The following is a 14,433-nucleotide window of genomic DNA, read 5'->3' on the forward strand; positions in this document are numbered from 1 at the left end:
TTATCCCTCAATCGCTGCTTTCTTTTTCTGCAGGACCTGTAAGACTATTGCAAGTCCTGCGGAGAGCAGGCAGAGAATTGCGGCAAGGGTGAATGCCGCAGCATAGCTGCCAGTCATAACTTTTGCAAAATTTCCAGCTGCAATGCCGACCACCCCGGCAATTCCATAGGACGTAAAAACCCAGCCATAATTGGCACCAAGGTTTTTGGCGCCAAAAAAGTCTGCGGTGGCGGAAGGGAACAGGGCGAAATTTCCCCCAAAATTAAACCCGACCAATGCGGCGCCAATGCTCAGCGATGCCTCTGTCTTCATTCCAGCGAGGAAAAACATAATGCCTGCCTGAAGAAGAAACATAGCAACAAAAGCAGCGGTACGGCCAATCCGATCTGAGATAAACCCCCAGACTATCCTGCCAACTGCGTTAAATATTGCCAGTAGGCCAACCGCCAGAGAGCCTTTCAACATTAACGCGCTTATTTCAGAAGCATTTAAGGCAGCTCCCGTCTCCATGGCCGCACTTACCAGTTGTTCTCCGGCAAAGACTTTGATAATTCCAATGACCATGAGTCCTGCCATGGCACCACTGAAAAACATCAACCAGAGGAGATAAAACGCGGGATCTTTAAGAGTTTGCTGCCATTTTGAATCTGCCAAAGCAGTTTTTTTTGCTGCGGGGTGTGTTGATGGAGGGTTGGAAAGAAGAAGTGCACCGGCAGTAACGCCGACTATACAGATAATCCCGTGTATAATAAAGAAGGGAAATATTCCCTGTTTCCCGATATAGCCAAGTGCTCCCCATTTCTGGCTGAAGAGATAGGCGCCAAGACCAAATCCGGCAACAGCAATGCCACTTACCAAACCTTTGTGATCCGGGAACCATTTCATCAAAGCTGCAATGGGACAGACATAGGCAAAGCCGATTCCGGCCCCGGCCATAAAACCGATAGTCCCCCACAGCAGAAGAAGCCTGTCCATTTCTGCAACCTTGCCGACGTACTGGTTTCCGAGCATGACACTGGCAACAATGCAGGTGGTCATTATACCCATGGGAGCGTAACGGACTATAACCGATTCCTCATGGGCGTGACCAAAAAAAGTGTGAAAAAGCATAAGGATGAGCAATGTTACAATACCTGCGAAAAAGGCATGGGCCAGGTAAAAAACAATGGCGTTTGTCATCAGACCGGCATAGATGAAACCGCTACCCATCAGAAGTCCACCGATAATTGCGGGAACTCTTGGACCCTGAATATCCTGAACCCGTCCCGCAATGACCATGACGGCAGCAAAGCTTAAAATACAGATTGAGAAGGCATATTTTAGTATGCCCTGCTGCTTTGCCAGCTCTATCTTGACTGCGGTGGTGTCTGCAACAACAATGGTGTCTTCTACAAAAGTCCCGTCATTGATTTGAAATGTTTGCTGCGCTTCTGTGATGATGGGTGGAAAAATGTTGGAGGTCAGTGGCTCCCAGAATATAGAGTAGCCGTAGACCGTACCGAGTATAAGTTGAACCAGGATTGCTCCAATCAAAACCTGAAAACGTTTTCCTTTGCCAGCTGAAGCAACGGTGCAGTGAGTTTCCATGGATCTTCCTCCAGTCAGGATTAGAGTATGATTGCCATACATTTACCTGATTACCATCTAAACTCAGCTTTGCAACCCGGAGTTGTTACGTGTCAATTATATGGGACGCCATAAACCCATCCCTGGGGGCTCTGCTGTGGCCGTCCAGGCCGCAGATGCCCGTATAATCAACACGAAAAAACTCCTCCTCAGGCGGGTAGGCTGAGGATTAGTGATAATCAGGTACATTTATCCTCTCACACTGATAAAGAAAAAGATAATGAAATATTTTTATTCACCCTGATTCTAGGATTTGAGGAAGTCCCTCCTGTGTTTTGTCTGATTCCTTGTCGGGTACTGCCAAATGCCTGGAAAGTCAGTTGTTTTTTTGATCACCCTCCGCTATTGCCGGGAGGAAACGCTGCAGGTTTCTCTCAACGAGTTCTTCAATTACAATGTCGGGTTTGTAGAGAGCCACCAGGTCTTGGAGAGTGCTTTGATTGAATAATTGCATTGTTGCACCATTTCTATAGCGCGTTACATATAAGACTTCTCCAAAGCTTTCAGAGATATAGGGTTTGAGAATATTAAAGAAGGAGTCATGCAGAACAAGAACACGTAGTGGTCTGTCTTTTTTTATGGTGTGCAAGGTCTGCAGTAGTGGTGAAGGGATGATATCTGCAGTCTCTTTACTCAGTTTCATTGGTGTTGCAGTGAAGTCGCTGGTGTCAAGTACGGGACGTTGTTCTCTTATGGTATCCTTTCCACCCATCATTACCGCCAGGTCTCCATCGGACATATCTGCCCAATGAGGTTTTAAATGGATGTTTTTTAGTGCCTGGATTTCGGGAAAGACGATTTGGCTCCGTTCCATTACTGCCTGGTAGGCAAGGAATGCGCCATGGGCATTCCAATGGGTGTCGCTTTTAAAGTATAGCTGAGTTTGGTCTTTTTCCCGTTGCAGGCGCGATCTGACATCAAGCAGATTCTCTCCTCCGTGGTCAGGTTTTTTCGCAAGGAGTCTGTCAAGACGGCTTGGTTTTAGAGAAGACTGGTAATGTTCTGGAAGGTACTCCGGGTAGATCGTCTGTTTATTGGGAGCAACCAGGAAAATGTAGGCGATCCCCAATTCTTTTAACCACTTTTCCTGCTCGATTAAATGATGCCAGAATACCTTTTTTTCCTTTTCTGAGAATTGAATTTTTCCTTTAAGGTCATTCAGAATATTACCAGATGAGAGGTAGAGCCAGCCATCATTCCCTTCGACAACATCGGCTACGCCACTTATGCCAAAACGTTTTTGTGCTTCACGCTGGTAGCGGTGAATCAACCATTCGCGCAGGCCAAAATGATCCTGAAAGTAGGAGTCGAAAGAGCGGGTGAATGTGCTGATTGAGTGCAGGCTGTCTATCTTGGGAAAAGACTGTAATGTCCTTTTTTCCACATCTGAATAAAAAACATCTTTCTCAACCAGCCACAGGACAGAAGGGCTCAGCAGGGCTCCAAGGAAGAGAGCAATGATCAGAAAATCAACAAGCTTTGAAACTATCGGATTTTGGGTCATTGTCTTAAAATTGAAAGTAGAGAAAGGGGTGGTATGCCTGGGCGGCAACACTGATAAAAATAAAATAGAGGAGTGCTGTGAACAGGCTTAGTCGCCCTGTGGCCAGAAAACTCGTCGTAAGAAGAGTTGGTTTCCATTCGAGTAGCTTTTGCATACGTCTTGAGCCAAGTGAATATGTGGGAAAGGCAAAGAAGAACGCGAAAAGGAGTTGGGTGAACAGAAGTGTATCGGTAGTGAGGAGTGAAATTATTGAGCCTTCGGTTGTTGTTTGCCCGCCTGCCATAACCCGAAGAAACTCCCAGGCAAAAGTAAGAGAGGGGCTTCTGAAGATAACCCAGCCAACCATTACAACCGTTGTTGTATAGAGCCATCCTGGAATGTGATGCCAGATCTTCTTTTGGTTGAGCGGAACAACTCGTTCCAGTACCAGGAACAGCCCATGCCAGAGCCCCCAGACAACAAAGGTCCAGTTTGCACCGTGCCAGAGACCGCAAAGAAGGAAAACAATGAGGAGATTTGCCATTGTTCTTCCCGCCCCTTTTCTGCTGCCCCCCAGAGGTATATATAAATAATCACGTAACCAGGTGGATAATGAAATGTGCCAGCGTTTCCAGAATTCTCTCATGGAGCGTGAGATGTAGGGATAATTGAAGTTTTCAGGCAGGCGAAAACCAAACATCTTTCCAAGGCCGATGGCCATGTCGGAATATCCGGAAAAATCGTAATAAATCTGTAGGGTAAAACAGCTTGCCCCAAGCCAGGCGTCTCCGGTGCTGAGCTCATGGAAGGGCAGGTTGAATAGCTGGTCCGCTTTTACGCCAAGGGGGTCGGCGAGGAGGATTTTCTTGGCCAGTCCGAATGTGAAACGTTCAGTGCCTGCAGCAAATCCGGCTCTGTTCACAGTGCGTTCACGTAACTGGTGGGCTATGTCGTGGTAGCGGACGATGGGGCCGGCAATGAGTTGCGGAAACATGGAAATGTATAATCCACAATTCAATAGACGTTTTTCGGCAGGAGCTACACACCGGTATACATCTATGAGGTACGAAATTGCCTGAAAGGTAAAAAAAGAGATCCCTGCAGGGAGGTGAATGTTTGTCATCTGCCATGAGTCGTGACCGGTGGCGAAAAACAGAGGAGCAAGGGTGGCAAGAGTAAAGTGGAGGTATTTAAATATAAAGAGGGGGAGAAGGTTACAAAGGATACCAAGTCCCAGGAGCAGTGTTTTGTTTTTTCCAGAGGACCGTTCAATTTCACGGCCAAGAAAATAGGTCATGCAAATGGAAAGAAGGAGCAGAAGGGTATAGCCACCCTCTCCCCAGGCATAAAACAGCAGACTTGAAGCAAAAAGAAAATAATTCCGGTATGGTTTTCCAGCACAGAAGCTGCCGGCAATAACAATGGGCAGAAAGAGGAAAAGAAAGGTAACGGAGCTGAATATCATGGATAGATATTTTGTGGGGCCTTCAAACGGGAAGGGGCAAGGTGATGCTATCACCTTGCCCCTTCCTGTTTTTATTTAACCTGTGAAAAGATGATCAGGGTGCGACGCCCATCTCTTTTTCCTTCTCATGTACAGCCATACGAGTCTTGATGGCAGTGTTTGGAATAAGAGACATGGAGTCAATTCCAAGCTCAACCAGGAAGGTGGCAAAGTCAGGGAAATCAGATGGACCCTGACCGCAGATTCCGATCTTCTTCTTACGTCGTTTGGCGGTGGCGATAACCATGCGGATCATGTCTTTCACAGCATCGTCACGTTCATCAGCAATACCAGCGATAAGACCGGAGTCACGGTCGAGTCCGAAGGTGAGCTGGGTTAGATCATTGGATCCGATTGAGAAACCATCAAATATATCGGCAAAGGCATCAGCAGAGATAACGTTACTTGGGATTTCGCACATAACGTAAACCTCAAGGCCATTCTCTCCCTGAACCAGGCCACAATCTCTCATAACCTCGATTACTTTCTTACCCTCTTTAGGAGTACGGCAGAATGGAACCATCAGTTTGATGTTGTCCAGACCCATATCGTTACGGGCCTTTAACAGGCCAGCACATTCAAGCTCGAATGCAGGCCGGTATTTGGGGTCATAGTAGCGGGAGGCACCACGCCATCCAATCATCGGGTTTTCTTCATTCGGCTCGTACAGGGTACCACCAGCAAGGTTTGCGTATTCGTTACTCTTGAAATCAGAGAGACGGACAATAACGTCATTGGGGTAGAATGCAGCAGCGATACGGCCGACACCTTCAGCCACCTTATCAATAAAGAACTGACGCTTGTCGCTGTATGCTCCTGTTTTGGCATCAATCTTGGCAATGATGTCCTTTTTCACGGGATCGTCGGATTTTTTCAGCTCTTCGTAATTATACAGTGCCAGAGGATGCAGACCGATGTGAGAGTTGATGATAAACTCTTCACGGGCAAGACCGACACCATCATTAGGAATCTGACATTCGGTGAAGGCTTTTTCAGGAATAGCCAGGTTCATCATTATTTTTGTCTTGGTGGCGGGCAGGTTGCCAAGATCCTGTTTGTCGATTTCAAACTTGAGCAAACCTTCGTAAACATAGCCGGTTTCACCTTCAGCAGAGGATGCGGTGATTTCCATGCCGGTTTTGATGTGTTCTGTGGCATCTCCGGTTCCGATGACGCATGGAATGCCAAGCTCGCGGGAAATAATTGCAGCATGACAGGTACGGCCACCGCGGTTAGTAATGATTGCCCCGGCAATTTTCATGATGGGTTCCCAGTCGGGGTCGGTCATGTCGGTGACCAGGACTTCACCCTTTCTGAAGGTTCCGATATCCTTTACATCATTAATACAGTGAGCAACACCCTGACCGATCTTTGAACCAACAGCCAGGCCTTCAACAAGGACCTTTCCTTTTTCCAGTAGCTTATAGGTTTCCATCATGCCTGTGCCGGCCTGGGAGTGAACAGTTTCGGGACGAGCCTGAACGATGAAAAGATCACCTGTTCCCACAGTAACACCGTCACCATCCTTGGCCCACTCGATGTCCATTCCTTTTCCGTAATGATCTTCGATGATACAGGCCCATTCGGCAAGTTTAAGAATCTCATCATCACTGATTACGTAAGCTTTACGTTCTTCTATGGTGGTGGCAATGTTTCTTACGGGCTCAGCAGTGGTAGGATCGTTGTCATAGATCATTTTGATCTCTTTGGAGCCAACTTTCTTGCCAACAATTGGTCGTTTGCCTTCTTTCAGTTTAGGTTTGTAAACATAGTATTCATCGGGATTAACTGCACCCTGGACCACGTTTTCTCCAAGACCCCAGGCGCCGGTGATAAAACAGGCATCTTTGAAGCCCGATTCGGTATCGATGGTAAACAAGACGCCGGAAGAGGCAGAGTCGGAACGAACCATCTTCTGAACAGTAATTGAAAGATAGACATCAAACTGACCAAATCCCTGATGCTGGCGATACGATATGGCGCGGTTGGTGAAAAGGGATGCAAAGCACTTACGGCAGTTATCGATGATTGCGTCGTAGCCGTGAATGTTCAGGTATGTCTCCTGCTGACCGGCAAAGGAGGCATCGGGAAGATCTTCTGCGGTTGCAGATGAGCGAACAGCAACATCACAGTTTTCACCATACTGCCCTTCCATCACTTTGTAGGCCTTGATGATGGCTTCACGAAGATCATCCGGAAATTCGGCATGACGAATAATATTACGGCATTTTTCCCCACGCTCAGCAAGGTTCGCCATATCCTCAATATCAAGATCAGCGAGAACGTCGCGGATCTCCTGCTCGACACCTGCAGCCTTTAGAAGGTAGCGGTAGGCGTATGCGGTGATGGCAAATCCATGGGGAACAGCAACACCTTTTGCTGTGAGATGCTGATACATTTCACCCAGTGATGCGTTTTTCCCACCAACCAGAGGGACATCTTCAATGCCGATATCGTCAAACCATAGGATCAATTCTTCGTCGTGACTTTTGGCCATCGTTATTTCTCCTGCTAAAGTAATGATTGAAAGGACACGTCCGATAATACGAATATGCCTGAAATGAAAAAGTCAGCCTTTATATAAAAGGATGAAAGATGAAAGTCAAAAAAATCTGATGCATTATATAAAAATAATTGTCAATCCGTCAAGTAATAGGGCGGTAAATTCCGGCTTTTCTGGAATGAAAAAGTAGAACTGCGGGTGGAAGTGTGATACTGTTTTTTAACTCTTAATTGAATGATGTCAATAAATCTCTATGGAAAATATGGAGGGCGACGCCATGTCTCAGGCTGCAAAAATAAAAGAACTCTATAAGAAGTGTAATATCGGTAAGGACCATTCTGAAAGTGATTATTTTGGCCTTGTCAAGGAATTGGTTGCGCTGCGTAAAGCAGAAGGAGTGCAGTGGCAGCAGGCCATAGATCAGGTTTACGCTTTGATTATGGATGAAATTATCTGTAATGCTGGTGAGCCGGTGACGGCTGTTAAATTCGGAACATCCGGCTGGCGTGGCATGATAGGAAAAGATCTGTTTGTCCGTTCAGTCTCTTTTGTGACTGCTGCCATTGTAGACCTTTACGTCGCACTCGATGAAGAGCCGGAACTTGGTCTGTTTTTGGGTGTTACCAGCCTGGATGAGGCCAGAAAGCGTGGCTGTGTACTCGGTTTTGATAACCGTTTTGGAGGAGAAATACTTGCCGGAGCCGTGACTGAAGTCTTGGTCAAGGCAGGATTTGTTGTTCACTATGCAGGGGAATCTACTACCGGAGTTCTTTCTGCTGCAGTGCTCGAACTCAACGCCGCCTTCTCAGTGAACCTGACCCCCTCCCATAATCCCCTTGAGTATGCCGGTTTTAAGTATAACGCTGCGGATGCAGGCCCTGCCGCGACAGAGCTTACCGGGCGCATTACCGAAAAGGCCCGGCAGATCATAGCAGGAGCAGGCTCTCCATTTGTGGCACTGGATAAACCCGTTGTTTCAGCTGCTGATCGTGACGATGTGTTGCCCTTTGATGCCCTTGGGACATGGAAACAGCTTGTTCGCAACAATAAAGACATTCACGATGTTCATTATGACGATATTATGAACAGGTTTGCCACGGATACAGAAATTGTGGCTGTTATAGATTCAGTTCACGGAGCCAGCAGGATACATATTCCGGCACTGTTTGAGGGGGTTGAAAACGACAGGTTAATACAGTTGCGTGACAGTTCCGATGTTACTTTTGACGGGATAGCCCCGGAACCATCATCAGCTAATATGGTTGGCGTCATCACGACCCTGCAGAAACGAAAAGAACCTTTGAAGGTTGGAGCCATTATAGATCCCGATGGTGATCGGATCAGGTTCACCGATGGCACGGTTGAGATAAGCATGAACCAGTTCGGTGCCATGGCTTACCACTTTCTTCATGAAGGTAAAGGCAAGAAAGGAATGGTCGCAAAAACCGTGGCGACCTCCAACCTTGCCAATCGTCTGGCCGAGGTGTTCGGAGAAGAGACCTTTGAGCCTCGAGTAGGATTCAAAGAGTTTAAACCGGTTATTGGTAAGGCTCTTGTCTACTTTGAAGAATCCGATGGTATCTCTATTATTGGCCATACCCCTGAGAAGGACGCCTATATCGGTCTCCTTCTGGCGCTTGATATGGTAATCAGTCGCAGGCAAAATCTTGGAGAGTATCTTGCGGAGATTGAAAAGGAATATGGTGCCTTTTATCCTGACAGAGACGGTCTTCCGGTCAGTGTTCAGGGAGAAGTGCTGCATGCTGCTCTGTTGAAACTTGAAAAGTATGGCGTGGGTGCAGTTGTTAATGTGGGTGGAACAGAGCAGCGTATCACTCAGGTGATCGACATTGATGGCCGAAAGATGATTTTTGAGGATGGTTCATGGCTGATGATCAGGCCGTCCGGGACGGAACCAAAGGTGCGTTTCTATGTTGAATCGCGAACAAAAAGTGGCACTGCGGCGCTTGTAGAGGCGGCCCGTGGAATGTTGGATGAAATAGGTCTTATATAAAAAGCATTTCTCATTGATTTTTGCTTCTGCAGTATTAGAGTAGCTGAACTGTCTCGAAATTTTTCCAATCCCATGCGTTGGGGTTGTTGGTATCTCATTTAAGAACACTCAGGAGTAGATCATGTGGGAATATACGGATAAAGTTCAGCAACACTTTTTACATCCTCAAAATGTTGGGGAAATTGAGAATCCAAGCGGTATCGGGGATGTTGGTTCTTTGGCTTGTGGCGACGCCCTGAAGCTGACGTTAAAGATTGAAGATAACGTCATAGTTGATGCCAAGTTCAAGACTTTCGGCTGTGCCTCTGCCATTGCCTCTTCCTCTGCTCTAACCCTTATGGTGATCGGTATGACCGTCGATGAAGCAGAAAAAATTACTAACGACGACATTGCTGATTATCTGGGTGGTCTGCCGAAGGAGAAGATGCACTGTTCTGTTATGGGACGTGAAGCTCTGGAGGCTGCCATTGCCGATTATCGTGGTGTAATCCTGCCCATGGCTGAAGGTGAAGTCGTCTGTGAATGTTTTGGTGTGACCGATCTTGACGTGATTCGGGCAATTAAAGAATCAGATCTTCGTTCCGTTGAGGAAATCACTAACTTCACCAAGGCAGGTGGCGGTTGTGGAAAATGTGAAGATAAACTGCGTGATCTTCTCCAGACGACGATCAGTGGGATTCCCATTGTTCCGGTTACTGCTGAAGGACCCAAACGTTTGACGACTCTTCAGAAGATCAAAAAAATTGAAGAAGTTCTTGAGCGTGAGATAAAGCCGGCTCTTAAAAAGGATGGTGGTGATATTGAACTTGTTGATGTTGATGGAGATTTTGTAATGGTTTCTCTGCGTGGCGCCTGTACCAGTTGTGCCAAGTCACAAACAACTCTCAAAGAGTATGTGGAGAAAAAATTGCGTGAGTTGGTGCTCGACACGCTGATTGTTGAGGAGGCCAAATGATGAACTGTGATGCAGATAAAGTGATTTACATGGATAATAATGCCACCACCAGGGTAGCTCCTGAGGTGGTTGATGCCATGATGCCCTTCCTGACCGAATGCTACGGTAACCCATCCAGCATGCATAATTTTGGTGGTCAGGTGGGTAGCGCTGTGCAAAAGGCGAGAGGGCAGGTGGCTGAGTTGATCGGTGCAGAGCCAACGGAGATCACCTTCACCAGCTGTGGGACGGAGAGTGACTCTACAGCGATCCTTTCTGCCCTGCAGGCCTTTCCCGAAAAAAGGCATATTATTACCACCCGGGTGGAACATCCTGCCATTAAGCATCTCTGTGAAAATTTAGACAGGCTTACCGGTCACAAGCATCGGGTCACGCGGCTTCAGGTGGAATCCGATGGCACCCTTGATCTTGCGAGCTATGAAGAAGCCCTGGCCGAAGATACAGCCATTGTTTCTGTGATGTGGGCTAATAATGAAACCGGTGTAATTTTTCCCGTGGAAAAAATGGCAACCATGGCCAAAGAAAGGGGAATCCTGTTTCACACCGATGCGGTTCAGGCTGTTGGGAAGATTCCTATAAATCTGAAGGATCTTGATATCGATTTTCTGTCCATATCCGGTCACAAACTTCATGCTGCCAAAGGTGTTGGAGTTTTATATGTGAAGCGGGGAACGCCCTTTGTTCCCTTTCTGGCAGGTGGCCATCAGGAAGGTGGAAGGCGCGGTGGTACCGAAAACGTGGCATCTATTGTTGGTCTTGGCAAGGCGTGTGAGCTTGCGGGAAAGATGATGGAGGAGGAGAATACCAGAGTGCGAGCCCTTCGTGATCGGCTTGAGGAGGGGTTACTTGCAACAGTGCCCAAATCCATGCTCAATGGTCACAAAACAGACAGACTTCCCAACACCACAAATATCAGTTTTGAATTTGTGGAGGGTGAAGCCATTCTGCTGCACATGAATATGTATAATATCTGTGCTTCATCAGGCTCTGCCTGTACTTCAGGCTCTCTTGAGCCATCCCATGTTCTGCGAGCCATGGGGGTTCCCTTTACTGCGGCCCATGGTTCCATCAGGTACTCGTTAAGTGTCTATAATACCGAAGCTGAAGTGGATTTTGTGTTGGAGAAAATGCCTCCGATTATTGCCGAACTGCGTGAACTCTCACCTTTCTGGGAGGCGGAATAATTATGCGGATTGTTGACCCGTCGTTTGAAATTCAGGATGATCTGGATCGGGCATCACTTGTTGTGCGCCTTGAGGCCTGTGGACGTATCTGTTACAAGAGTGAGGGCCTTATTGATGAAAATTCTGCCCTTCCTTTTGTGAAAAAGATAGCTGAGCACGGTCACAATTCTGTGATGGAAATGGCGGTGGTCACATTGGGTATTGTGTGCTCCGATGACCAATTTGATGCTTTACTGGCCTTAGAACCCAAATATCTTTTTATCGATCGTCTGGGTTCTGAGGTTTTGGTGACCGCATCCATTCGAAGTCTTCGAGAGTTGTATCAGCGAGCAGGGACGAATGCGCTGGTTGAAGCCATGGTTGCTTTTATGGTTGCCAGGCATTCCTATCTTTTCGAGGGTGTTTGGGACGGTGGTAATGGACAGGGAAAAGATATAACGGTCAGGAAATTGGATTTGCAGGAGGTGGATTCGCTTCCAGAGGAAAATATTTCCAAGCATCGTTTTCTTGGTGTGAAGTTTATCACAAATCGTGCCGTGACTCACGAAATCGTGCGACATCGTCCCTGTTCTTTTTTGCAGGAAAGTCAACGCTACTGCCGCTATAGTCAGGATAAGTTTGATAATCAGGTGACTTTTATCAGACCCCTGTTCTATAAAGAGGGGAGCGACGAGTTTGTGCTCTGGCAAAAGGCCATGGAAGATACAGAAAAAATATATTTGAAACTCCTTGAATCTTCCACGCCTCAGGCTGCCCGGACTGTGTTGCCTAATTCCTGCAAGACAGAAATTATTGTTTATTGTAATCTTGCAGAGTGGAGCCATATTTTTAAATTACGAACAACTCCTGCAGCCGAACCTTCCATGCGGGAAGTTATGATTCCGCTTGCTGCTGAAATGAAAAAACGCTATCCGGCGATCTTCTGATGGTGTAATTATGTTCTGAAGCCTGCTTTCCGTTTTTAGTTGCAAAATTTCCTTCGCTGTGGAGAATTTTCGACCAAACAATAAAATGCCAGTTCTGTACTGAAAGAAAAGCTCTTATCCTGTTCTCTGGATAAGGGCTTTTTTTGTCTGTTGTGCTCGTATTGACACTTTGTTAAAAATTAGTTATATAGAGCATCAATTCTGATGAAGTATCAACTCGTCCTGACTGCAATCAGGTCTAACAAATTAATTTTTATAACAAAAGGAGATCAATATGGCTCTTGATCCAACGAAACATGCTGACTGGGAAATTGCTGCTGAAGCTGAGTCCCGTATGAAAACCGTTTATGAGCTTGGTGAACAGCTGGGACTCGATAAGGAAGAAGTACTTCCCTATGGTCATTATGTCGGGAAACTTGATTTTAATAAGATCATGAGTCGTCTTGCCGATAAGCCTGATGGAAAATATGTTGATGTGACCGCCATCAGTCCGACCCCTCTTGGTGAAGGGAAATCCACATGCGCCATGGGGCTTGTTCAGGGGCTTGGTAAACGGAATAAATCAGTTGTTGGTGCCATCCGCCAGCCTTCCGGTGGGCCCACTATGAACATAAAGGGTTCAGCTGCTGGTGGTGGACTTGCCCAGTGTATTCCTCTTACGGAGTTTTCCCTTGGTTTGACCGGTGACATCAATGCCATTATGAATGCGCACAACCTTGGTATGGTTGCTCTCACATCGCGTATGCAGCATGAGGCAAATTACACCGATGAGCAGCTTGCTCAGCGTAATCTGAAACGCCTTGATATCCACCCCAAAAAGGTTGAGTTTAACTGGATCATGGATTTCTGTGCTCAGGCCCTTCGTGATATCACCATCGGTCAGGGACCCGGTAAAATGGATGGTTTCACCATGAAATCTTCCTTTGCAATCGCTGTATCCTCCGAGATTATGGCCATTCTCGCCATCGCCAACGATCTGGCTGATATGCGCCGCCGTATTGCTAAAATTGTTGTTGCTTACGACAAGCAGGACCGACCTATCACCACAGCTGACCTTGAAGTTGATGGTGCCATGACCGCATGGATGGTTCAGGCCCTCAATCCTAACCTGATGCAGACACTTGAAGGTCAGCCGGTACTTGTTCATGCAGGACCATTTGCAAATATCGCTATTGGTCAGTCTTCTGTTATTGCTGATCGTGTTGGTTTGAAAATTGCTGATTATAACGTTACTGAATCAGGCTTTGGTGCAGATATCGGATTCGAGAAATTCTGGAACCTTAAATGCCGTTTCTCCGGAAACAAGCCAAATTGCGCAGTTGTTGTTGCGACCATTCGAGCTCTTAAGTGTCACGGTGGTGCGCCAATTCCGGTTCCTGGAAAGCCCATGCCTGTTGAGTATAACACTGAGAACGTCGGCTGGGTCGAAGAGGGTTGCAAGAATCTTATTCATCACATTGAAACTGTTAAAAAGGCTGGGATCAATCCTGTTGTCTGTATCAATGCTTTCTATACTGATACCGATAACGAGATTGCTGCAGTTCGTCGTATATGTGAAGCGGCTGGCGCTCGTGTTGCCCTTTCCCGTCATTGGGAACATGGTGGAGAGGGTGCTCTTGAATTTGCGGATGCGGTTGTTGATGCCTGTGAAGAGCCAAATGATTTCAAATTCCTGTACGACCTGAGCGATCCTCTTGATAAGCGTATTGATCTTATCGCAAGGGAAGTTTATGGCGCAGATGGCGTGAGTTATACTCCAGAGGCTCAGGCTAAACTGAAGCGTCTTGGGGCAGACCCTGATATGGCTGAGATGGGAACCTGTATGGTCAAAACACACCTCTCTCTTTCTCATAACCCTGCTCTTAAAGGAACCCCAAAGGGATGGACGCTGCCTATTCGTGACATTTTGACATACAAAGGCGCTGGATTTGTTGTACCTGTTGCCGGAGCTATTAGCCTGATGCCTGGTACCGGTTCTGATCCTGCGTATCGACGGGTTGACGTTGATGTTGAGACTGGAAAAGTAAAAGGGGTGTTCTAAGGTTTTAGTATTGTAAAAACAAGTAGTAATGTGTGATAAAGCCAGGGGAGTTTCCCGTGAGCTTAAAAATAACGGGTTAGGAAAAGTGAACTTTTCTTAACCCGTTTGTTTTTTTAAATAAAAGGTTGTATTGTTAAATGGACTGACATACTGGAGACTGGCACTATTTATGGGTGTATTTTAATTTTCTAAATTAA

Annotated in this window: 9 protein-coding genes; 5 read left to right on the plus strand and 4 right to left on the minus strand. The window is 46.7% G+C overall.

Annotated elements, in window-relative coordinates; all coding sequences use genetic code 11:
• From UWK_RS11680 to ppsA, 4 genes are all read right to left on the minus strand, one after another.
• Complete coding sequence (locus UWK_RS11680) at positions 1–1,587, minus strand: OFA family MFS transporter (protein ID WP_015404580.1); 1,587 nt, start codon at positions 1,585–1,587, stop codon at positions 1–3.
• A 355-nt stretch (positions 1,588–1,942) separates the two neighbouring features.
• Positions 1,943–3,130: an alginate O-acetyltransferase AlgX-related protein gene (locus UWK_RS11685; RefSeq protein WP_015404581.1), complete on the minus strand. Its 1,188-nt coding sequence runs from the start codon at positions 3,128–3,130 to the stop codon at positions 1,943–1,945.
• Between the two features lie 4 nt (positions 3,131–3,134).
• Positions 3,135–4,628: an MBOAT family O-acyltransferase gene (locus UWK_RS11690; protein ID WP_015404582.1), complete on the minus strand. Its 1,494-nt coding sequence runs from the start codon at positions 4,626–4,628 to the stop codon at positions 3,135–3,137.
• Positions 4,629–4,668: 40 nt separating this feature from the next.
• Positions 4,669–7,110, minus strand: a complete 2,442-nt coding sequence (ppsA, locus tag UWK_RS11695) for a phosphoenolpyruvate synthase (RefSeq protein ID WP_015404583.1) — start codon at positions 7,108–7,110, stop codon at positions 4,669–4,671.
• Between the two features lie 259 nt (positions 7,111–7,369).
• On the opposite strand from ppsA, the gene UWK_RS11700 reads away from it, so the two are divergent.
• The 5 genes from UWK_RS11700 to UWK_RS11720 all read left to right on the plus strand — a co-directional run bounded on the left by UWK_RS11700 (position 7,370) and on the right by UWK_RS11720 (position 14,236).
• Positions 7,370–9,130 carry a phosphohexomutase domain-containing protein gene (locus UWK_RS11700; RefSeq protein WP_228130012.1) on the plus strand — a complete coding sequence of 587 codons (1,761 nt, stop codon included), beginning with the start codon at positions 7,370–7,372 and terminating at the stop codon, positions 9,128–9,130.
• A 121-nt stretch (positions 9,131–9,251) separates the two neighbouring features.
• Positions 9,252–10,085 carry a Fe-S cluster assembly protein NifU gene (gene nifU, locus UWK_RS11705; protein ID WP_015404585.1) on the plus strand — a complete coding sequence of 278 codons (834 nt, stop codon included), beginning with the start codon at positions 9,252–9,254 and terminating at the stop codon, positions 10,083–10,085.
• Positions 10,082–11,269 carry a cysteine desulfurase NifS gene (gene nifS, locus UWK_RS11710; protein ID WP_015404586.1) on the plus strand — a complete coding sequence of 396 codons (1,188 nt, stop codon included), beginning with the start codon at positions 10,082–10,084 and terminating at the stop codon, positions 11,267–11,269. Before nifU ends, nifS begins: the two co-directional genes overlap by 4 nt.
• A gap of 2 nt (positions 11,270–11,271) precedes the next feature.
• On the plus strand, positions 11,272–12,195 hold the full coding sequence (locus UWK_RS11715; protein ID WP_015404587.1) for an FAD-dependent thymidylate synthase: 924 nt from the start codon (positions 11,272–11,274) through the stop codon (positions 12,193–12,195).
• A gap of 274 nt (positions 12,196–12,469) precedes the next feature.
• Positions 12,470–14,236 (plus strand): formate--tetrahydrofolate ligase, encoded by a 1,767-nt coding sequence (locus UWK_RS11720; protein WP_015404588.1) that lies wholly within the window; start codon positions 12,470–12,472, stop codon positions 14,234–14,236.
• The last annotated feature ends 197 nt before the right edge of the window (positions 14,237–14,433 follow it).

Source organism: Desulfocapsa sulfexigens DSM 10523, from assembly GCF_000341395.1.
GTDB lineage: Bacteria > Desulfobacterota > Desulfobulbia > Desulfobulbales > Desulfocapsaceae > Desulfocapsa > Desulfocapsa sulfexigens.

What these genes read in the sequence shown, in the direction of transcription:
- UWK_RS11720 (WP_015404588.1), top strand. Translation starts at nt 12,470, where the DNA reads ATGGCTCTTGATCCAACGAAACATGCTGACTGGGAAATTGCTGCTGAA.
- nifU (WP_015404585.1), top strand. Translation starts at nt 9,252, where the DNA reads ATGTGGGAATATACGGATAAAGTTCAGCAACACTTTTTACATCCTCAA.
- UWK_RS11715 (WP_015404587.1), top strand. Translation starts at nt 11,272, where the DNA reads ATGCGGATTGTTGACCCGTCGTTTGAAATTCAGGATGATCTGGATCGG.
- nifS (WP_015404586.1), top strand. Translation starts at nt 10,082, where the DNA reads ATGATGAACTGTGATGCAGATAAAGTGATTTACATGGATAATAATGCC.
- UWK_RS11680 (WP_015404580.1), bottom strand. Translation starts at nt 1,587, where the DNA reads ATGGAAACTCACTGCACCGTTGCTTCAGCTGGCAAAGGAAAACGTTTT.
- UWK_RS11700 (WP_228130012.1), top strand. Translation starts at nt 7,370, where the DNA reads ATGGAAAATATGGAGGGCGACGCCATGTCTCAGGCTGCAAAAATAAAA.
- ppsA (WP_015404583.1), bottom strand. Translation starts at nt 7,110, where the DNA reads ATGGCCAAAAGTCACGACGAAGAATTGATCCTATGGTTTGACGATATC.
- UWK_RS11685 (WP_015404581.1), bottom strand. Translation starts at nt 3,130, where the DNA reads ATGACCCAAAATCCGATAGTTTCAAAGCTTGTTGATTTTCTGATCATT.